Source organism: Microcoleus sp. PH2017_35_SFW_U_B (assembly GCF_020737865.1).
Lineage (GTDB): Bacteria > Cyanobacteriota > Cyanobacteriia > Cyanobacteriales > Microcoleaceae > Microcoleus.
In genome coordinates, this window is record NZ_JAEQDE010000036.1 from 1 (window position 1) to 26,729 (window position 26,729).

General features: G+C 45.1%; 20 protein-coding genes, 1 tRNA gene and 1 pseudogene. 7 read left to right on the forward strand and 15 right to left on the reverse strand.

Annotated elements, in window-relative coordinates:
- Positions 1–694 (forward strand): annotated as a pseudogene (locus JGK36_RS09565) (photosystem II q(b) protein); the annotation flags it as partial.
- A gap of 92 nt (positions 695–786) precedes the next feature.
- On the opposite strand, the gene msrA reads toward JGK36_RS09565, so the two are convergent.
- Together msrA and JGK36_RS09575 are read right to left on the reverse strand one after the other, a co-directional pair.
- Positions 787–1,260, reverse strand: coding sequence for a peptide-methionine (S)-S-oxide reductase MsrA (gene msrA, locus JGK36_RS09570; RefSeq protein ID WP_293186763.1), 474 nt, complete (start codon positions 1,258–1,260; stop codon positions 787–789).
- Positions 1,261–1,500: 240 nt separating this feature from the next.
- The gene (locus JGK36_RS09575) at positions 1,501–2,463 is read right to left on the reverse strand and encodes a DNA polymerase III subunit delta' (RefSeq protein WP_293196762.1); all 963 of its coding nucleotides are present in this window, start codon (positions 2,461–2,463) and stop codon (positions 1,501–1,503) included.
- 319 nt (positions 2,464–2,782) lie between these two features.
- Between JGK36_RS09575 and JGK36_RS09580 the strand changes: the two genes are divergently transcribed.
- The gene (locus tag JGK36_RS09580) at positions 2,783–3,058 is read left to right on the forward strand and encodes a LapA family protein (RefSeq protein WP_293196763.1); all 276 of its coding nucleotides are present in this window, start codon (positions 2,783–2,785) and stop codon (positions 3,056–3,058) included.
- 1 nt (position 3,059) lies between these two features.
- Here the strand turns inward: JGK36_RS09580 and JGK36_RS09585 are convergent, their stop codons facing one another.
- The 3 genes from JGK36_RS09585 to JGK36_RS09595 all read right to left on the reverse strand — a co-directional run bounded on the left by JGK36_RS09585 (position 3,060) and on the right by JGK36_RS09595 (position 6,494).
- Positions 3,060–4,052 (reverse strand): hypothetical protein, encoded by a 993-nt coding sequence (locus JGK36_RS09585; protein WP_293189267.1) that lies wholly within the window; start codon positions 4,050–4,052, stop codon positions 3,060–3,062.
- A 155-nt stretch (positions 4,053–4,207) separates the two neighbouring features.
- Positions 4,208–5,269: a hypothetical protein gene (locus tag JGK36_RS09590; RefSeq protein ID WP_293196764.1), complete on the reverse strand. Its 1,062-nt coding sequence runs from the start codon at positions 5,267–5,269 to the stop codon at positions 4,208–4,210.
- Positions 5,270–5,819: 550 nt separating this feature from the next.
- Positions 5,820–6,494: an Npun_F0813 family protein gene (locus JGK36_RS09595; RefSeq protein WP_293189104.1), complete on the reverse strand. Its 675-nt coding sequence runs from the start codon at positions 6,492–6,494 to the stop codon at positions 5,820–5,822.
- Between the two features lie 757 nt (positions 6,495–7,251).
- On the opposite strand from JGK36_RS09595, the gene JGK36_RS09600 reads away from it, so the two are divergent.
- From JGK36_RS09600 to JGK36_RS09615, 4 genes are all read left to right on the forward strand, one after another.
- Positions 7,252–7,325, forward strand: a tRNA-Arg gene (locus tag JGK36_RS09600).
- A gap of 595 nt (positions 7,326–7,920) precedes the next feature.
- Entirely contained in the window at positions 7,921–9,447 is a 1,527-nt protein-coding gene (locus JGK36_RS09605) for a site-2 protease family protein (protein WP_293189269.1), read from the forward strand.
- Between the two features lie 138 nt (positions 9,448–9,585).
- Positions 9,586–10,539, forward strand: coding sequence for a PIN domain-containing protein (locus JGK36_RS09610; RefSeq protein WP_293186757.1), 954 nt, complete (start codon positions 9,586–9,588; stop codon positions 10,537–10,539).
- Positions 10,540–11,341: 802 nt separating this feature from the next.
- The gene (locus JGK36_RS09615; protein WP_293189106.1) at positions 11,342–11,986 is read left to right on the forward strand and encodes a hypothetical protein; all 645 of its coding nucleotides are present in this window, start codon (positions 11,342–11,344) and stop codon (positions 11,984–11,986) included.
- A 78-nt stretch (positions 11,987–12,064) separates the two neighbouring features.
- Here JGK36_RS09615 and JGK36_RS09620 read toward each other — a convergent pair whose 3' ends face one another.
- The 7 genes from JGK36_RS09620 to JGK36_RS09650 all read right to left on the reverse strand — a co-directional run bounded on the left by JGK36_RS09620 (position 12,065) and on the right by JGK36_RS09650 (position 23,602).
- Positions 12,065–13,447, reverse strand: a complete 1,383-nt coding sequence (locus tag JGK36_RS09620; protein ID WP_293176750.1) for a hypothetical protein — start codon at positions 13,445–13,447, stop codon at positions 12,065–12,067.
- The gene (locus JGK36_RS09625; RefSeq protein ID WP_293176748.1) at positions 13,440–13,907 is read right to left on the reverse strand and encodes a hypothetical protein; all 468 of its coding nucleotides are present in this window, start codon (positions 13,905–13,907) and stop codon (positions 13,440–13,442) included. Before JGK36_RS09625 ends, JGK36_RS09620 begins: the two co-directional genes overlap by 8 nt.
- A complete protein-coding gene (locus tag JGK36_RS09630; protein WP_293176746.1) occupies positions 13,904–16,606 on the reverse strand; it encodes a CHAT domain-containing protein in 2,703 nt (900 codons plus the stop codon). Before JGK36_RS09630 ends, JGK36_RS09625 begins: the two co-directional genes overlap by 4 nt.
- A 645-nt stretch (positions 16,607–17,251) precedes the next feature.
- On the reverse strand, positions 17,252–20,254 hold the full coding sequence (locus tag JGK36_RS09635) for a UPF0182 family protein (protein WP_293196766.1): 3,003 nt from the start codon (positions 20,252–20,254) through the stop codon (positions 17,252–17,254).
- A 559-nt stretch (positions 20,255–20,813) separates the two neighbouring features.
- Complete coding sequence (locus tag JGK36_RS09640) at positions 20,814–22,106, reverse strand: glutamyl-tRNA reductase (protein ID WP_293176742.1); 1,293 nt, start codon at positions 22,104–22,106, stop codon at positions 20,814–20,816.
- 152 nt (positions 22,107–22,258) lie between these two features.
- Complete coding sequence (gene glpX, locus JGK36_RS09645; protein WP_293176740.1) at positions 22,259–23,296, reverse strand: class II fructose-bisphosphatase; 1,038 nt, start codon at positions 23,294–23,296, stop codon at positions 22,259–22,261.
- A gap of 66 nt (positions 23,297–23,362) precedes the next feature.
- Positions 23,363–23,602 (reverse strand): hypothetical protein, encoded by a 240-nt coding sequence (locus JGK36_RS09650; RefSeq protein ID WP_293196767.1) that lies wholly within the window; start codon positions 23,600–23,602, stop codon positions 23,363–23,365.
- A gap of 43 nt (positions 23,603–23,645) precedes the next feature.
- On the opposite strand from JGK36_RS09650, the gene JGK36_RS09655 reads away from it, so the two are divergent.
- Positions 23,646–24,263 carry a CP12 domain-containing protein gene (locus tag JGK36_RS09655; protein WP_293176760.1) on the forward strand — a complete coding sequence of 206 codons (618 nt, stop codon included), beginning with the start codon at positions 23,646–23,648 and terminating at the stop codon, positions 24,261–24,263.
- Between the two features lie 132 nt (positions 24,264–24,395).
- Here JGK36_RS09655 and JGK36_RS09660 read toward each other — a convergent pair whose 3' ends face one another.
- The 3 genes from JGK36_RS09660 to JGK36_RS09670 form a co-directional block, all read right to left on the reverse strand.
- Complete coding sequence (locus tag JGK36_RS09660) at positions 24,396–25,190, reverse strand: dienelactone hydrolase family protein (RefSeq protein WP_363319244.1); 795 nt, start codon at positions 25,188–25,190, stop codon at positions 24,396–24,398.
- A 101-nt stretch (positions 25,191–25,291) separates the two neighbouring features.
- Entirely contained in the window at positions 25,292–26,209 is a 918-nt protein-coding gene (locus JGK36_RS09665; protein ID WP_293196768.1) for a helix-turn-helix domain-containing protein, read from the reverse strand.
- Positions 26,210–26,318: 109 nt separating this feature from the next.
- Positions 26,319–26,705: a VOC family protein gene (locus tag JGK36_RS09670; RefSeq protein ID WP_293196769.1), complete on the reverse strand. Its 387-nt coding sequence runs from the start codon at positions 26,703–26,705 to the stop codon at positions 26,319–26,321.
- Positions 26,706–26,729 lie beyond the last annotated feature (24 nt).

Genomic DNA, 26,729 nt, shown 5'->3' on the forward strand with positions numbered 1-26,729 from the left:
ATGGGAACTGTCCTACCGCTTAGGTATGCGTCCTTGGATCTGCGTAGCATACTCTGCACCAGTTGCAGCAGCTACCGCAGTATTCTTGATCTACCCAATCGGTCAAGGTTCATTCTCCGACGGTATGCCTTTGGGTATCTCCGGCACATTCAACTTCATGATCGTGTTCCAAGCTGAGCACAACATCCTGATGCACCCCTTCCATATGTTGGGAGTTGCTGGTGTATTCGGTGGTAGCTTGTTCTCCGCCATGCACGGTTCTTTAGTTACATCTTCTTTGGTTCGCGAAACAACTGAAACCGAGTCACAAAACTACGGTTACAAATTCGGTCAAGAAGAAGAAACCTACAACATCGTTGCAGCCCACGGCTACTTCGGTCGTTTGATTTTCCAATACGCTTCTTTCAACAACAGCCGTTCCTTGCACTTCTTGTTAGGCGCATGGCCAGTAGTTGGCATTTGGTTTACCGCTTTGGGTATTTCCACAATGGCTTTCAACTTGAACGGTTTCAACTTCAACCAATCGATTATCGACTCACAAGGTCGCGTCATCAACACCTGGGCTGATGTCATCAACCGCGCTAACTTGGGTATGGAAGTAATGCACGAGCGCAATGCTCACAACTTCCCGCTCGACTTGGCTGCTGGTGAAACAACTCCCGTGGCTTTGGTTGCTCCTTCCATCAACGGTTAATTTTTAACTCTTGATTGACAAAAAGCGCTCCTAGAAATAGGGGCGCTTTTTGTTTGGGAAAATATATTTTTATCAGGTTTGTAGTGAGGACTTTAGTCCTTTGATGCGGAGGGCTGCCGCTTCTTCTCAATATACTGCTGGTGGTAATCCTCGGCCATATAAAATTCACCAGCGGGTTTGATTTCGGTGGCAATATCTTTGTCGTATTTACCGGAAATTTGCAATTTTTGTTTGGATGCGCGGGCGGCTTTTTCTTGTTCCGAATTGTGATAAAAAATGACTGACCTGTACTGTTCGCCTCTGTCGGGGCCTTGGCGATTGATTTGGGTTGGATCGTGACAGTTCCAGAATATATCTAGCAGTGTTTCGTAACTGATTTGCGATCGATCGTACTCCAAGAGCACTGCTTCAGCGTGACCGGTAACTCGGGCGCAAACGTCGAGGTAGCAGGGATTCGGCCAGTGACCTCCTGTGTAGCCCGCAGCAGTCGAGATGACACCCGCAACGGCGCGAAACTTGTGTTCGACTCCCCAAAAACAACCGGCGGCAAATGTGGCTTTTTCCATTGTGTTAAGAAGAAGGAAGAGTTGACAGTTGACAGTTGACAGTTGACAGTTGATAGAAGGAAGAATAGAAATGGAAGTCGGAAGAAGGAAGAACAGAAATAGAAGTCGGAGGACGGCTTTAGTTATCGTCCCGAGAGAAGTGATAAGACATATACAGCAAGCTTTTTAGCGATCGATATTTTATTTTTAATTAGGTGAATTTATTTAATTATTGTATTGGGCTCAAACTTGGCACTCTTATTATGGTTGACAGATTCCCATTAGTGTGCATTCCCAGACTAATCGCGGCTGTACGTAGTTTAGCAAATATTGGCGGGCTTTTTCTAAGGGTTCTAAGGGCGATCGGCTAATTCGGCCTGCCAAAAATTGCTGCCAGTAACAATGCTGTAAATAATCAATTAACCACAACTGAGATTCAGTATCTAAAGTTTTATCAATTTCCTTAGCCAATTCCAAAGCTGAGCGCAAATTTTGAGGCAACTGCTTAACTTTTTGCAGCAAATCCTCGGGTATTGATTGCAGTTGCTGCCAAATAGCAATTGCTTCCCCAGGGCTTCCCTGCGCCATCCCGATTACCTCGGGATGGGATAAAATTTCGGCAAATCCCCCTTGCTGCAAAACTTGTCCCATTGCTTCGGGATTCAGCCGCGAAAACTGGATTTTTTGACAGCGGGAAATCAACGTGGGTAGCAAAGCTTCCACAGTCGGAGCAATTAAAATTAGCGCTGCTTTTCCCGGTTCTTCCAAGGTCTTCAACAAGCCGTTGGCGGCTCCTTCGCCCATTGTTTCTGCTTGTTCTAAAACTACGACTGAACGCCCAGCTTCTAGTGGTGGCCTGCTCAGAAATTCGCCGATTTCGCGAATTTGTTCTAGGCGAATTTGGGGCGGTGCTTTTCGCTTTAATCCTGCTTCCTCTGCTTCTTTTGCGGAAAGCCGTTTGCCTTGGTTCATGTAGGTTGGTTCTACCCAGAGTAAGTCTGGATGATTTCGCTGTCGGACGCGATTTTGCACGGATTCTCTCGATCGCCTTTCGGGAAGATTTACTGAGAATAAAAGCTCGATGAAACACTGTGCTGCTAAGCTTTTGCCGGTGCCGTTGGAGCCGACAAATAGATAGCCGGGAGCAATTCGGTTGCGCTCGACTGCTTGGCTTAGCAATTCTACTGCTCGATTTTGTCCGATCACTGATGTGAAATAGTCCATGTTTTAAAAGTTATAAATACAGCGTATTTCAGGTTTGTGAGGTACATTTATAAGTTAAATTGCCAACATGAAGGTAACATTAACATCATTCAATTTACTTGAGATAGCAGCCAATTATATACTTGCAATATAGTTGGAGTTGTAATTTTTTTTATATTGAATCTAACAAAAAATATAATTCTCCGGTATCTACTTGACTTTGCCCCTAATCTTATTGTATATTATTTAACAATGGGAGGTTTGCCAAAATCATATTTTGATATAAATTTAAATTATTAAGCAGTAATATCAGTTAAAGTGTTAGGTTGTCTGCCAGTTTATGAAAATAATTCCTCTGCTCGCCATAAGTTTTTTAGTAGCAATTTTAGCAAGCGCGATCGGCATAATCTCAGTCCAGAACGCCGCGCCAGTAGCCTTAAGCTTTATCTTGTTTAAATCCATACAGATTCCTGTAGGATTAGTATTGGCCATGAGCATTAGTGCGGGACTGATAGGCGGTGCAGTGCTACAACCGCTTTGGAACCTTTCAGATTCCCAAGACTCGCGTCCTAGATTTAAAGCAAATCCCGAAGACTCGGACACCGCAGAATATTAAGTTAATTTTTCACACCTTCGATGGAATAAACCTGACCTTCAATCAGCAGCCGAGTAATTCCTTTGGCTAGCAAGTAAGGCGCGGCTTTTTGCAACAGCCTGCCGTCGGGAATCTTGAAAACTCTTTGATTGCGAGTAGAAAATCGGCGCGCCACTCGGTGATTATCAAAAACTGGTAGGGTTTTCTCGCGAATTTCGGCCGCCGGAATTTGACCGAGTTCGCCAAATGCTTTCAGAGGTCTGGTGATTAACTCTGCCGCCCGATCGACTACTAAATAGCAAATTTTGGGCACAGATGCTTCGCTTAAAGGCAAAACTTGAATCGGGCCAGCCCGAAGTTCTATCGACTCCCCGGACATCGAACCCAGCAGACTCGCTTCAAACAGAGAATCTTCATCCTCTAAATCTTCGTCGAAGTCGTCATCTAAATCCTCCTCATCCTCATCCTCATCCTCCTCCTCATCCTCATCTTCGTCGAAATCGCTAAAATCTTCACCACCAAGCATTGCCTGTAGTTCCCCAGTCACAACAGCACGGTGGCTGGGTTCGGCAAGATTGCCGACGGGGGCATCTGGTAAATCAGAAACCTCGAAATCCGACTGTAAAGTTCCTGGAATTTCGATTTCTGGTACAGGTTGGGTGGCTGATACAGAACGCTTTCGGATCGTCGGCCTCGAATTTGGGGCTGACTGCGTGACGGGGAGTGACTCAGACAGGGGAGTATCTCCAGGGGCGATGGAGTTCTTAGCCGGCGATTCAGCAGCCGTTTCTGTTGGTTGAGAAAGGCTGCTGGTGCTACGATCGGACGAACGCTTTTGTTTTTGCTGGACTAGAAATGCGTATTCTAACTCGGACAAAGCCCCCTGAAGGATGCGCCTTACAGTCGAACTACTCACTCCGTAGCGCTTGGCCAGAGTGATAGTATTCTCGTCCGACTGTCGGTACAGCCTGAGGAGTTCCCGTTTGTCTGAATCGGAGAGTTTTGTGGGCGTCATGCCAAGTTTTCCACCAAAAAGACGTGAAAAGACGTAGGAAGTGCGATCGGCAAAGTATGATTTTTTATTTTCGATTTGAAGTTGACAGATGCAGGGAAGGGCAAAAAAGCTTTCACGTTCCCCTCCCTTGCCGAAGCAACCCCAATCTCAAATCGCTACGCGGAGCGACGAGTCCGCCTGCTTTGACGAGAACGGGTGGAGATGTCATGTTCCAAAACAGCTCCTATTCCGAACAGGATGCCACTGAAAACAAAAAAGACTTCCAGTAAACTGCCGCTTTGATAACTACCCTCAGCCTGAGTATCGCGCCATTTGAAGTACATATCTGCGATGTAAAGCGAAAAAGTTGCAGCCGCAATCATTCTCCAAGATTGGGAGAAACGTCCTCCCCAAAACGCCAGCAGCAGCGCAGTAGCAATAATCAGCAGAAAAACGTCCCCGACGATGTAAAACAAATTGATTGCATAGGCGTAAGGTGATAGTTGCTTGTCAAGTGCCATCACCCATTCGGGAGCTTTAGTTGCTTCTGCTGATTCTTCTTCCGGTGCCGATTTAGCAGCCGCTGCCGTTCCTTTTGCTTTTGACTGGGCAGAATTGTCCAAAGCAGGGGCTTTTCCTTTGGCAGCCGTTGAGTCAGGTGCAGATCCTGTAACTACTTCCTGGGGAGCAGCCGGAGCCATTCCTAGCTGTTGTCTCCAAGAGTCGGGCGCAGCAACCCAGATAGCTACAGCAATCCCAAAGGCTGCTATTGCCGCTAACAAACCCCATTGCCAAAATTCTAGATTCAGTCGCTTGGAAGTCACAGCTAGAACCATGCCTCCGATCAGTACCACATAGCTGCCCAGATAAAACGCATCTGCTGGGGACACATCTGGGTCTAACTCGAAATAGAGTTCCCAAATCCCGAACAGCACGCCGGCGATAAAATAGAAGAGCATCCCCAAACCAATTCCCAGCCAGACGTTACGCCCGCTTGCCATGTGGGGGCTTTTCCAGTTTCTCAAACAGACTAAAGACGCTCCAAGGTATGCCCCGCATTCAAAAACATAAGTGCCGATCGAGTACCAAGGCGGTAAACCATCTTGCTGTGAAAGCGGAACACTGAACAGCAAAAAGAACAGCAGCGCCAGGACAGCCCAGACAATGCCCACAATCACGAGGGTCTGAGCTGATAGTAAAGATGTAGATGTAGATGACTTTTCTGAAGTGCTACTCATAGGGATTTCACGATACCTAACTAGCGGTTGAACGCACCCCATCTCAATCTTTGATTGTAGATGAGGATTCTTTCGCCAAAGAACCTTGATCTGACGCTCCGGGAAAAACTGCCGTCCTCAGCGTGTCATCGGGACTTTGGCCTTCGTACACTCTCGGAAGACTAAGCAAGAATAGTATCTATTTACTAATTCAAAGAATTAGTTCTTAGTCGATATTTCCCCCGGGAATAGATGATAAAAATACGGTCTGCGCCTTCACCATTAAGGGTTTTACCGTACCTATTAAACTCGGAAGTTATATCCTCAAATGTTGTTTTCTCTGTTTTTGGCTTTCACACTCCCCCACTCATATCAATGATTCTGGGTGGGAACTGCGATCAAAATTTAGTTAAATTGCCAGACTGTAGCTGGCCTCTTAACTGATTTAACAGTTATGTCGCTCGATCGATACAAGTTGGCAATCCAACCTGTATCTCCCTTGCCCCCGACAGTGAAATTATCTCAGCTCGATTATCTGGGCCCAATTGTCAGAGCAATTGTCAAAGATTTTCTATGCTGCGATCCACAACTTGTTGAGGGCTGATTGTTTCAGCCAATCGAGAAACTGAGTGCGATCCTGTGCTGGCATATCTTGCAGCACATCGCTCACTCCCTCAGCGAAGTCGGTATTGCCAAAATATGATTTGCCCAAACGGTGAAGTTCTTGCAATAAGGTTTTGAGATGTTGCTCTTGCCAAGGGGGCACCTTATGATTTTGCAAGGGACTAACGGTCAGCCAATTTTTGATCGCATCAGCGGAGTCTGCCTGGGGGAAGTTTCCTTGCTGAAATACCTTGGTGATATCTTTCTGAAACGATGTGGCTTGCCTTGCGCCTAAGAGGTCTTCTACGTCAAAGTAAACAGCTTGGAGGAGTAGCAGACAACCCTGCGCGAATAGCGGTGCTTTAGCGGATTCTGTACCTGCCGGTTCTTCACCGGCAAGCTGATCTAGACGGACTTTTCCCCAGACGCTGTATCTATCCGGCTCTTCTAGCAGAACACAGGCTTTGCCTCGGTTGTCGGTTAAATCCCGCCACAAGGCTCTGGCGTCTTCTGCTTGCTTGCCGTTGAAGGCGCTAATGAGACGAAAAGTCTGCCCCTGATAATTGAGAATGGGAATTTGTTGATCCCGTTTTGGGTGTTGAAAATTGGATATTTCAACATCCTGCCGTTTCAGAATAAACATGACACTGCGATTTGACTCCTGTCATGGCCGAGGTGCTGTGCTTTTGAAGATCTCCAGGCTTTTAGGCTCGGAGATGCTTGATTCAACGATTTCACTTTAATTAGCAGGATTCCCCTCCTCAAGCGTTCCGATACTTTTTTGCTAACAAATGCTAACAAGTATCTAAGCTGAGATTGTCTCTCAACCATGGCATATGAACTAATGCACGAAGGAAATTCCCCCGCGCACAACTTACGACTGCTGTACTGGCAACGCTTGATTTTTGAGCTCGTGCCGATCGGGCGATTGACTATTTTGCTTTGATGCCGTAGAGGAAGCTTATATATAGGCTTCCTGCCATCAGGGATTTTCACCTGAGTCTTTCAATCCTAGTTCTACCACATTTTTCTCAAATATCAAGTCGAGCAGAATGTTGGCAAACATCATCAAAGATCGGCAAGTTAGTCACGATTGCCTCAACTCATGCCTAAAATCAGAGGAGGATTTCTGGTTTTTCGATCTTGTGGCCTACGTTTGAGGCTTTGTCACTATCGAATTTTAACAATTGTGTTGTTTGCAGGTGAGTCCCTCCAGCTTTTGTGAATTGCTATCCTGGACGCAAGGGCACTCTCATCACTAGCGTGTTCGCTCCCGATCGCGCCGCGCTCCACATCGTAGTTTTTTAGATAGAACCGGTTTCTGTCTAAGTTAAAAAATATTTACTTGCTCGATCGCACACTCCACCGATACAATGATACTGTTAAAGACTTTTTGAGTTGGGTGCGTAACTCAGTTGGATAGAGTAGCTGCCTTCTAAGCAGCGAGCCGCAGGTTCAAGTCCTGCCGTACCCGTTAACCAAACCTATACATGACAATAGTTTCAGACGTTTTCCCCAAAGCTGACAGACTACCTGAAACCTTGTTTGTTTCGCAGTTGTTGCGGATTCGGGCATCCAAAACACCATGAAATTCGTCCTGAAGCCCGACCTGCCAAATTTGGCAAATCTTCCGGCTTCCGCGCGATCGACACTCCTACGCCTCTTCCTCTTATGTTTGACAAGCGAATTTCTGCATGTTCCGCCACGTGATTTATCGGTGGAATCAATCCCAAATCGAAAATCTCAAATCCTCTCTTCCCCCGAATTTATCCGTGGGGTCGCCTCTAAAATCTAAAATTTAAAATCTACAATCTAAAATCGATTGACACACCGGATGTGTTATCATAAAAAGTCTTTTGTGTCAATAGCCGATCGCCCAAAAGTTAAAACAGCAGCAGGCGATTGTGGGTCGAGAAGCCCTCAGGAGTTATCCTTAGTGATCGGGCTATTTTTGGACAGGTTTGGATATGTTAAGAGCAATTTTATTTCATATACCCCAAAATTTAATGCTATTACTAGACCGCAGCGCGATCGACCAGTTACAGCCGATATTGGCGCAAGCAACCGGAATGCCGATCGTGGCATCGGAAAATACCGCCACAATTGCACTGGTATTGGTTGCTGTGGGAATTCTGGGTTGGGGATTTTATCGCGCCAGACCTTTTGGCAAACTGGGAATGTTAGCTTGGTTGCAGTCAGTGGTGCTGATGAGTCCGTGGCTGCTGTTCTTTGGTTTGTTCGGTGCCGGGATTTACCTAAATCTAGTGGCGGTATTGTTGCTGCTGGTGACATCCACGGGATTGTACATTTATCTGGGCAGGCAATTGCGGAAGGCAGCAGCCGATGCAGTGATCGACTCGCGCCCCGATCCGGCCCAGATCGAGTCCCAAAGCGATGGAAACTCCCCTGCAAACGAACAACGGGTACCAGCAAAAGAAATTATTAAGATCGTCACATCGCCTGCAACTAATGAATTAGAAATAATTCCCGTTCCAGTTGAAGACCTCAAGGCAATTCAAGGCATCTTTGGCATCGATACTTTCTTTGCTATAGAAACGATTCCCTATCAAGATGGGGTAATCTTGAAAGGCAATCTCCGGGGAGACCCAGAACAAGTACACTCGCGTTTGACGGCAAGTTTGCAAGAAAGATTGAACGATCGCTACCGCCTGTTTTTAGTAGAAAATCAGGACGAGAAGCCGGTAGTTATTATCTTGCCCAGCACAAACGACCCGCAGCCCACTACCCTATCTCAAAAAATCCTCGCAGTCGTACTGCTACTAGCAACAATTGCTACCAGTTTGGAAACAGCCGGTTTGCTGCTGAGTTTCGATTTCTTTAACTCGCCTGGTAGATATCCAGAAGTGCTGCCAATTGCGGCGGGAATTTGGGCGGTTTTAGGTTCAGGCGAAATTGCTCGCCGAGTGCTGGCAAATCAGTACAAGGTTGGCTTGAGTTGGCCGTTTTTTATACCAACTTTTCAGATAGGTTCTTTTGGGGCGATCGAGCGTTTTGAGTCGCTGCTTCCCAACCGTAAAGTTTTGTTTGACATTGCTTTTGCTGGGTCAGCCGCTGGGGGAATAATTTCTCTGCTCATGCTGGTAACGGGTTTGCTGCTTTCTCACCCCGGCAGTTTGTTTCAAATTCCCGCAGAGTATTTCAAGGGCTCGGTTTTGGTGGGAACTTTGGCAAAAGTGGTTTTGGGTGCGGCGTTGCAGCAACAGATTGTTGACGTTCACCCGCTGGTAGTTATTGGTTGGTTGGGCTTGGTAATCACGGCGATTAATTTGATGCCTGCGGGACAGTTGGACGGAGGTAGAATTGTGCAAGCAATCTACGGCCGGAAAATTGCCAGTCGCGCTACTTTGGCGACGTTTGTGGTGCTGGCGATCGCTTCTTTAGTTAATCCTTTGGCTTTGTATTGGGCGATCGTGATTCTGATTTTACAGCGGAATCTGGAGCGGCCGAGCCTTAACGAGCTGACTGAACCTGACGACGCTCGCGCAGCTTTGGGTTTGTTGGCTTTGTTCTTAATGATTTCTGTACTTTTGCCCTTGACTCCCGCTTTAGCTGGGCGTTTAGGAATTGGCAACTAATCATCTGACCATTGGTGGGCTGGGTGCGCTTGGGCGCACCCCAGATATTTATGAATTAACCCAATAGAAAAGCTCGGAATTTGTTTAAACTTAATTTAGCAAGTAAAAATCACGGATATGAGCATCTAGGCTAAAGTTATGGCTAATCAACTTCCTCCTGTATTGGTAACTTTTGATGCGGATGTTTTGATGGCTGGCAGAACCCAAGTTTGGCAAGAATATGCCAAGGTGGGAAGTTGCTATCTCCCGGAAGTAGTGTATGACGAAATAGATTATCTGACAGGGAAAGCGGTAGAAAAAGCTCAAGAGCAAGTGGCCAGAGAGTTTATGCGCTTTTTTGCAGATAGTGGCTGGATTGTGACTGATGCTCAAGAAACGCATCGGGGCCTAGAACCCTCGATGAAAAATCAAAGCGCACAAGCAATGCTAGTAGTAGCTACAGCTCAGTGCGTTTACGGTCTGGCTCAGGAACATCCCGACGCACTGGTGGTGTTTGTGTCCAACAGTCAGCCTCTGCTGAAGCGGATAGCTTCTGTGGGGGCTGCGAATCTTTGCGGCATTACTGCGGCGATGCTGTTAAATTGGGCGAGGAAAGCGGAACGCCCGCCGGCTGCGACTCAGCAATTGCAAAGTTTGATGCGAACTTTAGCCGATCGCCAATCAACTCAGCGCTCTAACAGTAGAATACAGAATGCTGGTGTTGGCAAAACCGGGACATCTGTTAGCAAGTTCACGATGCGTGGCGCTTCTGATTTGGACTCGCCCAGTAGTTCTACTAAAACTAATCAAACGGGTTTGAGTGGGAGCCCCCGTAAGAGTTCGCGCACCAATGCCAAAAAGCCGGTGCCCAGTCGCGAGGAACGGAAAGATTACGAGCCGGCTGTATATCGGATCAAACACATTACGCCTCCGAAAAAAAGGGATGGCGGTTTTCTGTCTGGTGCGTTCAATTTTTTGGGAGCGTTATTTTTCTTGACGGTAGCGGTGGGTATTTTGTGGCGAGTGTTGGATGCTCGGGGTTTTAGAAAGACTTTTGTACCGGCTCTACCGCAGCCTGTGCAACAATTTGTCAAGTCGATCGACCCTAAATGATATATCGGTCTGAAAATTCCGCTTTCTAGCTTCAATAAGGACTATCACCATCGACAGCAAGTAGCAAAAGTCTGTGATAGCCTTAATCTGTAATTGCCAGCCCGGTTAATTGGTAACTATTCACAGATTGAGAACACATCAAAATAAGCGAGAAAGCATTAGCGGAATTAGATTTTACATCTTTGGGCGATCGCAAATTTTTTCCTTCTCCTGTCTAATTTATTAATTTTTATCATTTATAAGGTTTGATCGTTCGGACTTCAGTCCGCATCAAAAATCAAAGGACTGAAGTCCCATGGCAAACGCATCTAATACCAATTTAAAAAATCCTTGCTGCAACACTCTTAGTTGACTTTGTTTACTCAAGTATTGTCGCGCTTTGTGTCGCTGTCAGATTTTCTGTATTTTTTTTGTACGATCGATGAATCCACACCCTACCAATATTGTTGCATTAATTTTTCAAATTGGCATGAATTCTGTAAGCATTACCTAGCAAGGGTTTCAGCATTTGGGAACACAAATGCACAATAGCCCAAACCTTTGTCTAGCAAGCATCCTAAAAATAAGATGCGTTTGTTCTGAGAAGTCCGAACCCTCAAACCTATTTTATAGGGGTTGTTCGAGCAATAATCCGGACAGTTTTTTTGGGGTGGTGGCTGAAACTGGCATTCTACCGTTAAGATTTCAGCGTCTGAAGAAGCTGAAACCCTTATTATACCGTTCGCGATAAAAAAATGTCCGGACTATTGTTCAAGCCGACATAATATTAATTAAGATTTCACTATTTGCGCCGAATTTAAAAATGCTGAACTGGAACGAAATAATTAGTGGATTAGCCTTAGCTATTGCGGGTTTTATTTATGCTGTATTCTTTTTTGTAGTTCTTCCCTTCAGACAGTACGATTATGCGGCACCGATTTGGGCGATAGGAATTGCGATCGGCCTTACAGTAGGAATGAATTGGCTACTATCTGAATCCTTGCTGAGTGGGTGGATTTGGGTAGCTGCATTATTTGGTTTTCAGATACCCCTGATGCTTTTTTGTAGCGAGTTTCTGGGAGATGGACTCTTGCTGCCGAGTCTGTTATTTTTCGGAACAATGGTAGTAGGAGTTACGAGCGTTTATACCAATTTTTCACAACCAAAAACACTGTTGATTGTGAGTTTCTGTACAGTATTTTTCCTAACTTTAATGTACATATCTTTCATTGGTGGCTATGTGCTCAGAGGCAAAAATCCGTTTCATGGTTCTTCAAAGCAAATGCTGCCGCTGTTGAATCAGAAGGTAGAAATTCACACTGACGATCCCAAACAATTGCAATTCAATGGTAAAACAGGCGAACTCACTCAGATCGATCGCTATGAAGTGACAGTCAGGCTAGATGATGATAAAGTATTCTGGCCTTATGTCCAACTTTGGTGGGAAGATGTCAAGCCTGCTAACTAACAGAAATCCTCAGAGTTATCAACCCTCAATAACTTTCTCCCCTTGTCTTCTCTGTGCGCCCTCAGCCCCATCTGCGGTTTATTTCGAGCCCCGAATTCTGTCAAGCAATTTTAATAAACCCGCACTGACTAAGCCTCCTGCAATTCCCAAAAGCAGACTCAACACGAGAACTTGACTGGCCGACATCGGATTTTCCGGGCTAGCGGGGCTTTTGATTTGGCTGGCGTAGATGCTGGCGGCGACTCCGCTGGTGCCAATTCCCACGCCCACTGTACCAATGGTAAAGTTTAAAGTGCGATCGCTCTTAGCCCTCTCAATCTCGATAATCCCCTCTACAGTCTCGATCGCATTTTCCAACAACCGCAAACCCGCACTCAAACTTCTATTATCCGCTTTAACTTGGGTGACATACTTTTCCTCAGCAAAATCGCTGAAACTTGCCATAAATTTTAACTCATTTTTGTCATTTCCCATTCTTTCCGCTATAGTTTCTAGCCGTTTATTATAGTTGTTCAGATTAGTTTTAATTGTATTTTCTTGTTCTTCCAATCGACTAATATAATTAGCATAAATCGAAAAAATTGTCAAGCAATAGACCAAATTTTGCTGCAATTGTTTCAAGTCAACTTTAGCAGCATTGACTTGTTCTGGCAGTAGGCTGACAATTTCTTGAATCTTCCGCGAAGCATCCTTGAGATTCGACTTAAGTTGGCGGCTTTGTTGATAAGCCCAAATCACTTTATTGCGGTATCCAAATAATCGGAGGAACTGCGGATAAAGTTTAGTCATTTTTTGGCGAGTAGTGGGAATTGATGCCTCGCCACTGTTAGAAAACAAGCAAATTAACACATGATAATTTTGGCTGATATTGCCTCTATCTCCCGGAGGTAGCCACAATTCATAAAAATTTGCCCCTAAAAATTGCCCTGATGCTTTTAAATCCCGATCCCATTTAGCATTCGGGACTAACTCAAGTTTGTTGTAGCAATTTTTGGCAGTTTTTAAAGCATCTTGCCCGCTAGTCAATTCACCCCAAACTAGCCAACTTTGACCGATAGTAGCAGGTTGATTGAAGCGCGAGATGATTGTAGATTTCAGCCATTCTAAACAATCGATTTCTTTGGGTACAAATTTCTTATCGCTGTCGGGTTCTATTTTGCCGGATAAGTCAAACTGCACCGCATAAGTATCGCCGAATTTGACAGGATAAGCATAGCCATCGAGGGGAGATTCAAATGCTACTACTTTTTGGTTGCCGAGTAAATCGATGTAATCACCGATTTCGGTTTCAGCTTGTTCGATTTGTGTTTGCTGTGGCTGCGAGAGTTTATCGCCATAGATTTTTTGCCAAAACTGCTGGCGGTTTTGGCTGATTTTGTCTTCACTTTGTCCGATACCGTCGGCTAAATCGTAGACAAACAAATCGACGGTAGGGTAAATCAGCCAATTTTCGTTAGTCATGGGTGAAACTGTCTGCTATTGACGATAAAATTGTATCGCGACTTGCTTGCACTGAATCCCCAGCTTGCAAGATTTTTCCCAGAATTTTTTTTAACCCTCGCGGCTTAACTTTGGTATCGATTTCATTGATGATTTTTGGTAAATTTGTTAAATCGCTGATATCGCTGGCTGCGTTACTAATTTCGGGGTTAGTAGTGTTTTCTTTTTCAGATTCACTATCCGGCAAAACATCTAATCCTTTGCTACGTTCATTGCTATGATACATCAACCAATTATGAGTTTCTTCATAAGCAGCTAGCAGAGGGGGATGCAATTCGGCAAGTCTTTCGATATCGATAATTGTGAAAGCTTCATCAATTTTATTAAACTCTAATTGAACTGGTGCGGGTAGCGGTTCTGTTTGTTGGAGTACCGCGCCAATGAAAGCTGTAAAAATATCGTCATTATTATTTTTCATCATAATCCCGTTAGAGTGAAGGCTGCCCAGTAATACGGATGTTGATAAGGTTGGTCTGATTCCATTTTAGCCAAGTTTTGCTGATTGCTTTTAAAGAATCGGCGCAGGCTAACTTCAGCTACAGAAAGTTCGCTGCTGTTTTCGGAAATCTTGTCAATTTCCCGCTGATACCAAGCGGCTAAATCTTCGCGGGTGGCTGATTGCAGCCATTTTTGAGAATTTGCTAAGGCGACGGGTAGCGAATCGCCCTCTTCTCGCCACCGTCGGTAAAAGTCTATCATTAATAACGTACTCGCCCCGGATTGGACTGGCCACAGGGTACTGACGACAAAGCCAACTCCCGCCCGCATAAAACCGCTAGTCAATCCTACATATTCGGCGAGAATTGTTTGCTTGTCTGTGACTGCGGTTTCGCAGGCGGAAAGGCAGATTAATTTGTAGTTACTGAGGTTGAGTTGGATGATTTCTTTGACTGTTAATCGGTGAGTATCGCTTAAGTATAAAGTTGATTGTTGAGGATTGTCAAAATCATAGCTACCGTGTCCGGTAAAGTGAAAAATGTTGTGGGGCTGTGGCAATAATTTGGTGACTTCATCGAGGGTAGCTGCATTTTCTCCCCGTCGGGTAGAGTTGGCAAACATTCGGCAAATAATTTCGGATTCTATCTCGGCGGCTGGTAAAGGAAGCAATTCTTTTCGTTTGCCGTTTTCATCAATGATTATACTGTTGGGATTTTCGATACTGAGGATAGAATTCACTTCCCCTTCTTCAACCCGCGGAGGCGGGTTTTGTCTGTGTAGCCGCGAATTCCATTCGCCGACTGTATTTGGTGTATTTGCTGTATTTGCCGCAGTTGGAGGATTCAACCGATGTTTCAAATTCAACCCAAATTGAGCGCTAGGCAAATAACTAACCACAAAATCCCGACTAAACAAAGCATGAATCGGGAAGCGGTGCAAGTCCCGATGCGGAATCAAAATTAACTGGGTAATTCCCTCTAATTGCTGTTCAATCGCATCAATTTTCAGGATTGCATTGAGTCGGGCAAATTTACTTGCCATTCCCCCACGCCAAGGATGATTTACTTGACTTGTTTTCTCCTTAGATTGATAGTCGGTGTATTGTTGATTCCACTCCTTCACCCATTTTTCAAGTTCATCGGGAAAATCGCTGAAACAGGTTTCGGGAGACAACAAGCCATCGGATTTAATGATGAATGTTGTCAGGGATGCGTCGCTGAGATGCCAGTAAATCGCGGCTGTTGTCGGATTGAGGAGTTGCTGAATTTGGGCGTGAGTGACTGTCTCTTCTGTTTCGTAATCGGGAATTGGCAAGGCATCCACCAGCCAAGATAAGCAGACATTTTTATCGGTTTCTGCTGTGGCTAAGGCTTCGGCAAACTGCCCAGATTGCATGAATATATTTACGGTTAATTGTTCAAAGCTAACTAATTTGTCGGTGAGTTGCTGTTGGGTGAGTTGGGAATAGTTTTGCTGTTTCAGTAAGCGTTGCAATAAATCGGTGGCATCTCGTCGTAATTTATTTGCTTCATCAGTTTGCTTTAAGCTGACTAAGGTTTTGATTAATTTCTGCAATACTTGTAGATGCAGTTTTAGGAAAGTATCTGGTGTTAGAGTTTTGAGGGATTCTTGGTAGTTGGTGGTGGCTTTATTCCAATAGGTGTTGGGAGAAGTGAGTTTTCCGCGACTATAATGAGCATCTCCTAGTGCTTGATGCAGTTCTCCATATCCTTCGGGGTGGGTATTTTGTTGGCAATACTCTAAGCCTGTTTTTAATGTTAATATTTGACCTTCATAGCCGCGCTGTGTCAGGTTGTGAGTTATGAGAGTTCTGGTTACTGGTGGAGATTTAGGGAATTGTCCCTGTAAGATTTCATAAACTAGCAGCCTATGTTTAGGTGCATTTTCGACTGCTATACTCCGATTTTTCCAGGCTGCGTGGTCATCTGGTTTGATTTCTAAAGCTTTGTCACAGGATGCGATCGCCTCTTCTAACTTTCCTAAATGATACAGTACACCGCTCCGATCGAACCAGGCTTCCTCTTTATCTAGTTTAATTTCTAAGGCTTTGTCGTAGGATGCGATCGCCTCTTCTAACCTTCCTAACTTACGCAGTGCAAGGCCCCGATTGAACCATGCGTTGTGCTCATCTGGTTTAATTTCTAAAGCTTTGTCCCAGGATGCGATGGCATCTTCTAACTTTCCGAAATTATCCAGTGCAATGCCCATATTGTACCAGGCTTTGTCAAAATCTGGTTTGATTTCTAAAGCTTTGTCGAAGGATGCGATCGCCTCTTCATATTTGTTGAAATTGTCACAAAGAATACAGCCCCGATTAATCCAGGCTTGGTAAAAATCTGGTTTGAATTCTAAAGCTTTTTCGTAGGATGCGATCGCCTGTTCAAACAAGCCTAAATCATTTTGTTCTTTCCCTCGCTTATACCAAACCTCAGCCTCCAGCCCCCGCGCCAATTCCTGAAGCGATGACACCGCATCCGCAGACGCTGTACTCCCCTGCGCGCCCTCCAACAATCGAGATCCAAACCTCGGCAACCAAGCCGCCAAATCACCATTTTTAATTTGTTTTGCGATTAAGAATTCCGCAACATCGCCTCTTCCCCAGCCCTGATTCACCCATTCTAGAAGTTTCATCAACTTCGCCTCGTATTCCGCATCAGTCAAAGTTGGAAGAACCCCCCTCAGTCCCCCCTTGCTAAGGGGGGAAGCAAGATTTGTTCCCTCTTTCCCCCCCGCTGTTGCTAAGGGGGGAAGCAAGATTTTCTTTCTTGTCCCCCCCCTTACCAAGGGGGGGGGCCAGGGGGGGTTAAAATACTGAGTATAAGCGCACAAAATCCGCTGAATTAATTGTTTGAGGAAGCGCCAGATTTTATCTAACATTGGTGAGATGGTGAGGCGGTTGGTTTTTGTTATTGTAGCAATAATTGTGGGGATTCGCGATCGCCTTGAGCACCCGGCGGTTGAAACCGCGTCTACACAAACAATGTCCGCCTCCGCGGACTAAGAGATCAGTCATTGTAGGGTGCGTCGCCCTAGAAAATCTCTGAATTAGAGCGATAATCTCATAGCGACGCACCTTTGCTATTCAAGGGCTTCTGGAAATAAACCTAATACTTGTTTTTACCGGATATAGACATGAGGTGCGTCGCTATGAGATTTTTCATCTTTTTTTGAGATTGTTGATGGATGAGGTGCGTCGCTATGAGATTTTTCATCTTTTTTTGAGATTGTTGATGGCGACACACCCTACAAGTATTATGGTAAGTGGCTCGCGCCGGACACGGCAATGCCGTTTCCCTACAAATATTATCAATTCAACGCGGGGGCTGCGCCTTCTACTGGCCTCACAATTGCGGGTTTATTCGTAGATTTTGGCTGAAAAAGTGCCTTCAGTGCCTTGTCGAGATTCTCCGCCATCACAATTCTATTTTCGTAGGCAACAATCACTCTAATTAAAGTTGGCAAACTATTGCGTTCAGCCTCCAAATAAAGAGGTTCCACGTACAGCAAAGATTGTTCGATCGGAATTACTAATAAATTGCCTTGAATCGCCTTTGACCCCTGCCGATTCCACAGAGATATTTGTTCGGAAATCACCGGATCTTGGTTGATTAAAGCTTCTATCTGTTCCGGGCCGTAAACTAATCGCTGTTTGGGGAATTGATACAATAGCAATTTACCATAATCATCATCATCCGATCGCCCTGCAATCCAAGCAATTAAATTATTACGACTGACTGGCGTAAATGGCAATAGCAAAATAAACTCTTCTGATGTTTCTGTCGGTAGTTTTGTAATCAAATAATACGGTTCTACGGGCTGCTGTTTGCCACCATAAATCTCATTAGGAACGCGCCACAAATCCTCCCGATTGTAAAATACCTGCGGATCTTCCATGTGATAAGTTAACAACCGTTCCGATTGAATGCTCAACAAATCTACGGGATATCTAATATGTTTGCGGAGTGCCGGAGGCATTTTGTCCAGGGGTTTGAAGAGTCCGGGAAAGATAGCCATCCAACTCTTAATAATCGGATCGGAAGGATTGCTAACGTAGAAGTTGACAGAGCCGTTGTAGGCGTCAATGACGACTTTTACCGGGTTGCGGATGTAGTTAAATTCATTGCTTCCTGGATCTGAATAAGGGTAGCGATCGCTCGCTGTATAGCCATCGATAATCCAGTAAAGATAGTTGGGAGATTTATCGTTTACCGAGGGTGAAGGTTTAATCTTGTTGCCAATTTTATCCGGTTTTTTTTCGATTTCGCCTTTGCTGAGATTGGCGTTTGCTACTACCAAATACGGGTCGGAATCGTAGCGCAAAAAAGGAGCAATCGCCCGGACTCTTTTGTTAATATTGCGGCGATAAAGTAACTTAGTTTCGGGTGTGAAATTGCGGGTTAGCGCCATTTGCCAATTTTTGAGATAACTCGCAAACAGCAAGCGCTTCCATAGAGAGTCGATCGCAATTCCGCCCGTACCGCTGTAGGTATTGTAAACATTGTCTTGGCCGCTGGGATAGTCGAATTCCTTGACTTTTGTCGGTGCGATGGCGTCTGTATCGGTGACTTCGCCGTAGTAAATGCGCGGATAGCCGATCGGGATACTGGCCCGAATGCTATCTTTAGTGACATCTAAAACAGTATCTCCTGTCTGGGCTGTCACCCCAATATCCTTGACAAAATAATCGGGTAAACCGCCGGCACCGACTGTGTTTACGGGAGATAGAGTAAAGCCGTAACCGTGAGTGTACACGAGGTGTTCGTTTACCCAAGTTTGAGCTTCCGGCGCCACCGCTGTGTAATCTAATTCCCGCGCCGCCAGAATTACTTGCTGGCTTTCCACATCTCCCTTTTTTGCTGTGGCGTTTTTGATTGTATAGCGATCGATATCAGCATCAGGAAATGTATAATAAGGTCGAATTTGCTGTAACTGTCGGTTGGCTTGCAGCAGTGGCTGTTTGTCCCACAGCCGGATGTTGCTAATAGTAAGTTGATTTTTTTCTAAGTCTTGATATGTAAGTTTTCCGCCTGGATCGAAGGTTTTGATTTCAATTTTCTTGAGGTCAAAAGCTTGTTGAGTAAAGGCAATGCTGCGCTGGATGTAGGGCTGTTCGCGGGCTAGTTCGTTGGGTTTGACTATCAGTTGCTGCACGATTTTTGGCAGCAGCAAACCTAGAGATATACTTAAAGTTAAAAATGCTAAGATGATTTTTTTTAAGTTATTATTGTTGATGTTTAATTGGAAAACAGGCCAAAGCATGAAAAGTGCGATCGCCCCAGCCACCACACTCAAAAAGCCATAGACGGGAAGCCGCACTGTCACGTCAGCGTAACCAGCCCCGTAGGTAACGTCTCCGCGCGAGTACAGCAAGGTGTAACAGCCCAGCCAGTACCGGAGCGAGATGGCTACCATGCAAGCTGCTCCCAAGCCGTACAAGTGCCGCTGTTGCGATCGCGAAAACCCCAAAAATATCCCTTGACTCAGGCTGTTTCCAGACAGCAAATAGGTTAAAGTGCAAGATACTAAACCGTACACAGATACAACAGTCAGCCCGAAACTTAGTAATTCTAAGATGGGCAAAATAAATACATAAAAGCTAATATCTTGATTAAAAATCGGGTCGGTGATGTTAAAATTAGTAGGGTGGAAATAGTGTAAAAGTTTAGTCCAGCGACTAGCGGCAATTATCCCGATCGCCAAACTGAGCAAAAGAGCGATCGCCCGCAACCAAAAATCCGGCTTAATTGCTACAGCGAACATCATCCCCAGCAGCAAGCCCAACTGCCACCAATCAGACGATAGCTGCACCACGCCAACCTGGATTGACTTAAATCCGAAGTGAATTGGCGGCGCAGACAAACCCCCGACTATCCTAAAATCGCCGATGCTACCGGTGGCTAAGAGCCCGCAGTGAATTACTGTTAAACTGGCGATCGCACTTAATCCAAATATCGCCAACAACAGCCAGGGAAACGCAATTTGAGATTTAGCAGCAGGTGATTGATGATTTTTCTTCGTGTTTTTGCCACTTGCGGGCGCGATTAACTGCCTAAAAACAGGTGATTTGATGTTTTCGGTGGGAAGTTGCAGGCGGCGGGCTAGGGCTAAATTTCCGCAGAAGAAGGCGGAAGATACCAAAAGTGCGATCGCGCCCAGCAACCCTTGAGTTTTCAGTTTTAACAGCAAAACCTGAAGATATCCAACTTCCTCAAACCACAGCATTTCTGCCACAATCCGCGAGGAAAACTCAAAAACTAACCACAGCCCTACAAGCAATAGAATTAATTGATGAATTCGCTTAATAGTCATTAGTTGTTAGTTGTTAGTTGTTAGTTGTTAGTTGTTAGTTGTTAGTTGTTAGTTGTTAGTTGTTAGTTGTTAGTTGTTAGTTGTTAGTTGTTAGTTGTCAGGGAACCGATATCGAGAGGCTCTGCCTCATCCAAAAATGGAGGCAGAACCTCCGAATCTGCGTTACCAGGCTCCAGCCTGGTAACAAGTAATATTTTTTGCGGTTACATCTCACATCTTGCCGCATTCTCAATAACAGGCAAGATGCCTGTTCCACAAAAAATAAATTTTCTTGTGGGATGGGCATCCTGCCCGTCCGTGAAAGGCTAGTTAAGAATGGTGCAAGATATCAGTTACATCGGAATTATACAGTGCTGTCCCCGCTCGCGCGACTCGCCAGCAGGGACAGCAATGCACAAAATGATCGTTCCAATGCAAACAGAAAGGATATAAAACCCTAAATTTGAGTTAAGAAACCCCATTACTTAATGAGCAAATGGGTAAGTCCTAATTACATTAAAAGCTGATGCAAAACATCACCAATGACAACTGTCAACTGTCAACTGTCAACTGTCAACTGTTAACTGTACTGCTGATTGACATCAACATCCAAATTAAACAGAGTTTGCAAAGTGTGCATCGCTTGTCGGCGCGCCTCAATATCCTGCTGCGCCCGCAACTGCACCATCGGATCGTGCAAAATCTTATTCACAATCCCTCTTGTTAAAGATTCAATCACATCTTGATGTTTCTCCGAAAACTCGGAACCCAGACGCGATAAAGCTTTTTCTAACTCTTGTTCTCGAATTAATTCGATCTTATCCCGCAAACAGCTAATGGTAGGAACAGTTTCTAGACTGCGCCACCAGACATCAAAAGCCTCGACTTCCTGTTCCAGCAAGCCCTCAGCTTCCATTGCCATTTTGCGGCGGCTTTCGTGATTTTGAGCTACCACTGCTTTCAAATCGTCCACATTAAACGACTTGACGTTAGCCAATTCCTTAGCATCCGAGTCAACGTTGCGCGGCACAGAAATGTCCACCAACATCAAAGGGCGATCGGGTTTTAAGACAGCTTCTAATTTAGCTTTATTTAACAGCGGATCTGTAGCGGCTGTACTGGTAAACACCAAGTCAGAATCCCCAATTACCTGCATCATGTCCGAGAGCAAATGCAAGTGCAGTGTAGCATCTTTAAACAAACCGGCCAATTCCTCAGCGCCTCGCATCGATCGATTGACGATCGCAATATGACTCGCTCCTTTCGACAGCAAATGCTGCACCAACAAGCGCGACATCTTCCCAGCACCGATAATTGCAATCCGGCTAGTTGCTAAATGCTGACCTTTTAATTGAGCTAATTCCGCCGCCGCTGAACTAATCGAAACCGCACCAGTACCAATGCTAGTTTCTGTGCGAACACGCTTCCCGGCTGTCAAAGCTTGCTTAAACAAACGTTCTAAAATTCTGCCAACACCTTTGTACTGCTGGGCGAGTTTGTGAGTTTGTTTCACCTGAGCCAAAATTTGTCCTTCTCCCAGCACCAAACTGTCGAGGCCCGCAGACACTCGCATCAAGTGCATCACCGCATCTTCGTGCAGCAAAATGAACAGGTGAGGGCGCAAAGACTGCAAAGGAAGTTTACTGCATTCCGAAAGGAACTGCATCACTTCTCGCACTCCCGGCTCTGACTCTGTGGTAACGATATAAATTTCTAAACGGTTGCAAGTGCTGAGGATTGCAACTTCTTGAATGTGGGGGTAGCCGCGCAATTGGGCGATCGCCGCTTCAATCTTTTGTTCTGGAATGCTGAGTTTTTCCCGAACTTCAACCGGCGCTGTTTTGTGGCTGAGACCTACGACTGCAATATTCATATCTGTCATTTGTCACTATTTATTTCTTAGTTATCTACAGTCACCTGTGATTAACTCTTAGTTTATCGCTAATTGTTAATCACTGGTGACTGTCAACGGTTAATAGTCAAAAATTAACATTTAAAATTTAACTGTTAACCGCTAACTAATGATTATTTCAATTGCAGAGATTTAGGCTGGTCAAACATATGGATTGTATCCACAAACCGAGCAGTCTTCGACTGAGAAGAAATAATCAAACTTTCAGTACGAGCGCCGCCACCAAAGAAGCGAACTCCTTCCATCAGCGTTCCGGGAGTAATTCCGCAAGCCGCAAACAGAACTGTTTCCCCAGATGCCAATTCTTCAGCATTGTAAATCTTGTCTGGATCTGTGATGCCCATTGATGTAAGTCGAGCGATATTGCTCTCTTTACTTTCACCGATCAAACCAGTTTTTACAACAGCCGGATCGTAAATTAACTGTCCTTGGAAGTGACCGCCCAAACAGCGCATGGCTGCTGCGGAAATCACACCTTCAGGTGCTGCACCAATACCCATCAAGGCGTGGATGTTGGAACCAGAAAACGCACAAGAAATCGCAGCAGAAACGTCGCCGTCGCTGATCAGTCGAACTCTTGCACCAGCTTGGCGAATTTCATTAATTAAATCTTTGTGACGAGGGCGATCCATCACCACAACCACCAAATCTTCAACACTACGGCCGAGACAATCAGAGATAATTTTGAGGTTTTCGGTTGGTGTCTTGCGAATATCTACATGATTTCTGGCAGCCGCAGGAGCAGCCAATTTGTTCATGTAGAAATCGGGAGCAGCAAACAAACCGCCTTTTTCAGAGATTGCCAAAACTGCCATCGAACCGTTTTGACCGTAAGCAACCAGGTTAGTACCTTCGCAAGGGTCAACAGCGATATCAATTTCGATCAATTCATCTATGTTGCAGACATCTTTAGCATCTTCACGAGTACAAATACCCACTTGTTCGCCGATGTAAAGCATGGGTGCGTCATCGCGTTCGCCTTCACCGATCACGATGCGGCCGCGCATATGAATTTTGTTCATCCGCTCGCGCATTGCTTCTACAGCCACTCTGTCGGCTTCATCTTTCTCGCCTTTGCCCATCAATCGAGCGGAGGCGATGGCTGCCTGCTCAACTACTTCGATAATCTCTAAACCGATTGCATTATCCACGAACTATATACTCCCAACTAAGTCTTGCGTGCCTTGTGCTTTTTGCACTCCCAGCCATCAAGTTTATCAGAGGCGGGGATCTGTGCGAGCGCAAGCAGTTGGTTTGTTTGTGTTAACTTTTACTTCTTTGAGACTGGGGCTGATAAATTGGGCAAAATAAGCTGAAGGCTCGATCGCCCGAATGCTTGACTCTTGCGATGGCGATCGTCCTACACAGGCGGGCCCGATCGTCCAAGAGCGGACTCTCGGAGGCGGAGGCGATCCCAGGCGTAAGTTGCGATAGTCATGGTAAATCGGGCGTCCCACAATCGCGATACACTCTAAGTGTATGAGCTGGGAGCAAGAAAAAATGATGATGAAAGCCCAAGATATTATGACAAAGGAAGTTGTCACCATTCGTGGTTCGGCAACGGTAGCTGAAGCAGTGGCGATGATGAACGAACTGTGTCTGCGCGCGCTAATTGTGGAACGCCGCCACGAACAAGACGCCTATGGCATAGTCACAGAAACGGATATTGTTTACAAAGTAACAGCCTACGGAGTAGACCCGCAAAAAGTCCGCGTCTTCGAGATTATGACCAAACCGTGCATCACGGTGAATCCCGACTTGGGCGTCGAATATGTGGCGAGGTTGTTCGCCAATACCCGCATCCGTCGAGCTCCGGTGATTAAGGACAAACTGCTGGGCATTATTTCGGTAACGGATATTTTGACAAAAAGTGATTTTGTTGAGAAGCCGAAGAGTGTTGTCTTTGAGGATGAAATTCAAAAGGCGATCGCCGATGCTAGAACAGTCTGTTCAGAGAAAGGTGCTACTTCTAAACAGTGCGCGGTAGCTTGGGACATCGTAGAGGAAATGCAGGCTGAGGCCGCTCACCAGCGATCGATCAAGCTTGAAAAAACGGCTTTTGACGAGTATTGCGAAGAAAATCCCGACGCGGCCGAAGCCCGGATGTACGACAGTTAATTTAGTCAGTTGACAGTTGACAGTTGACAGTTGACAGTTGACAGTTGACAGTTGACAGAAGGTAGAAAGCTGAATTTTTAATTATGCCTTCTACCATCTGCTTTCAAATACTAACGATCTCGCTGGTAAGCTTTAAAGTTTGTTTTGAAAGAGTTCAATAACCTGTTGCCACGCATCAGCAGCAGCTTCTCTGTATCCTATTATATTAGGATGGTGTGCTAAAAACGGGTACTTATCTACGAACAATCCACCAAAGAATCCATGTCCTGCATCGTATCGAAATACACGATGATTGATTTGATGTTTCTGTAATTCTGCCTCAATTTTTTGGTTTTCTTCCTGTGAAACCAATGTATCCTTCGTACCAAAAAATGTATAAATCGTGCCTTTGATTGCCGATGTGCGATCGATAGTTGGAGTATATTCTCCATAGCTAGAAGTTGTAATCCCCCCGCCATAAAACGAAGCAGTTGCTTTGATATCCTGTAAGGTTGCAGCCATATAAGCAATATGACCACCAAAGCAAAAACCAATGCAGCCAATAGAATCAGCTTTAACGTTGGGTAATGTGTTTAGATAGGCAATAGTTGCTTGAATATCGCTGAATATTTCCCAATATTTGACTTGTTGATAGTATTGCAACCCCAATTGGTAAGCTTCTGGACTATAACCAATATCTGGTTCGCTAAACCCAAATTCAAAACCGGGAGCAATACGTTGATACATCGCAGGTGCAATTGCTATATATCCTTGTTGTGCTATCAATTCGGTAATATCCCGAATATTTTCATTGACACCAAAGATTTCGTGAAACACAATAACCGCAGCAAAAATTCCCTTTTCTACTGGTTGGGCTAAGTAAGCATCGATTTGTAAGTTGTTGTTAAGGATTTTGACTGTTGTGGTATTAATTTCGCTATTTTTCATTTGCTTTTTCCAGCTTCGCTCGTTCAGTTTTCTAATCCTGCTCATAGCTTAGAAAATTGGCGATTCTGAATTCTAGAAAAAAATTGCGGGATTTTGGTAGATTATTGCGATCGCGCTGACAGAAATTGTTTCGGTGTCATCCCCAGCAGGCGCTTGAAACATCGAGTCAAGTGACTTTGATCGCAAAATCCGACTCGGAAAGCAATGTCTGCAATGCTTAGTTTACTGTCTTGCAATAGGTACTTGGCTGTGTCTATGCGGCGCTGCAAGATATACTGGTGAGGTGTTATGCCCATGCTTTGCTTGAACAGACGTAAAAAGTGATAAGGGCTGATTTGGGCGATCGCAGCAAGTTCAATTAGTTTTATCTCTTGATGAAGATGTTCGTTAATATATTCCCTCACCTGTTGCAGTTTGGGTTTAGATAATCCATCCGTATAGCTAGAAAGCCGAGGTTGTGTGGTGCAGTAATTCCGCAACAGGTGAATCGCTAATGCGGTTTTAAGACTATCAATCAGCAAATAACCGCCGATTTGTCCAAATTCTAATTCTTGTCTTAAAGCACCGAATATCCCTTGAATCAGGATATCTTGTTCTTCCATGTAATGAGGAATGAGTTCAATGCGATCGCAATTTACCAAATCTTGACCCACTTGTTCCAGGAGTGTAGGGGCGATCGCCAAAATGGTAAACTCAGATAACCTATTCCAATTACAGCGCTGGGAAATACCCGCCGGAATCACCGCAATGTCTCCCTGATTCCGCGCTTCTGTTTTCAGCTTACCATCCAACCATCGTTCTCCCGATCGCTCTCCCGATACATCAAAAGCAGGACAATGAGCAATCACGTGCCATGTACCTTGATGTTCGGGCGTGTCAAACTGCGGCTGTTGATGGTGTTCGTAATAGATTTTATCCCATCCCGAACTTGTCAGAACAGCGGGCTGAGGCAACAAAAAATCTGTTGCCTTTTCTTGGCTGAAATCAATCAGCTTTACCTCTGCTTCTGATGTTCTCATCTTTTATCGTTAGCGCACTGGTAGTCAGAAACCGGGTTTTTACGAGAATACTTGATGACAGTGGAGAAACTCGAAAAAACCCGGTTTCTTTAGTCGGATCCGAAAAATCTTAACTGTTTGGTTCAATCATACAAAACACGTTCAACTTATTTCCATCAAGATCCCGGAAATATCCCGCATAAAACCCCGGCAAAGCGTCTCTCGGCCCTGCTGCTCCTTCATCCTGAGCGCCAAGTGCGATCGCCTTGTTATAAACTAAATTGACTTTTTCTGGACTGTCAACTTGAAGTGCGATCATTACGCCATTACCAACAGTTGCTTCGTTGCCATCAAATGGTTTTGTAATAGCAAGTCCTGGCATCTCTGGAGAAACGCTCCATGCGATAAATTGGTCGAATTCCATGAATCGTTGAGCGCCAATTTCAGCAAGCAAAGTATCATAAAACTTGGCTGCACGTTCAATATTGTTTGTGCCGATTGTAACGTATCCGATCATATTTTTTGTCCTTTCAGTGATGTT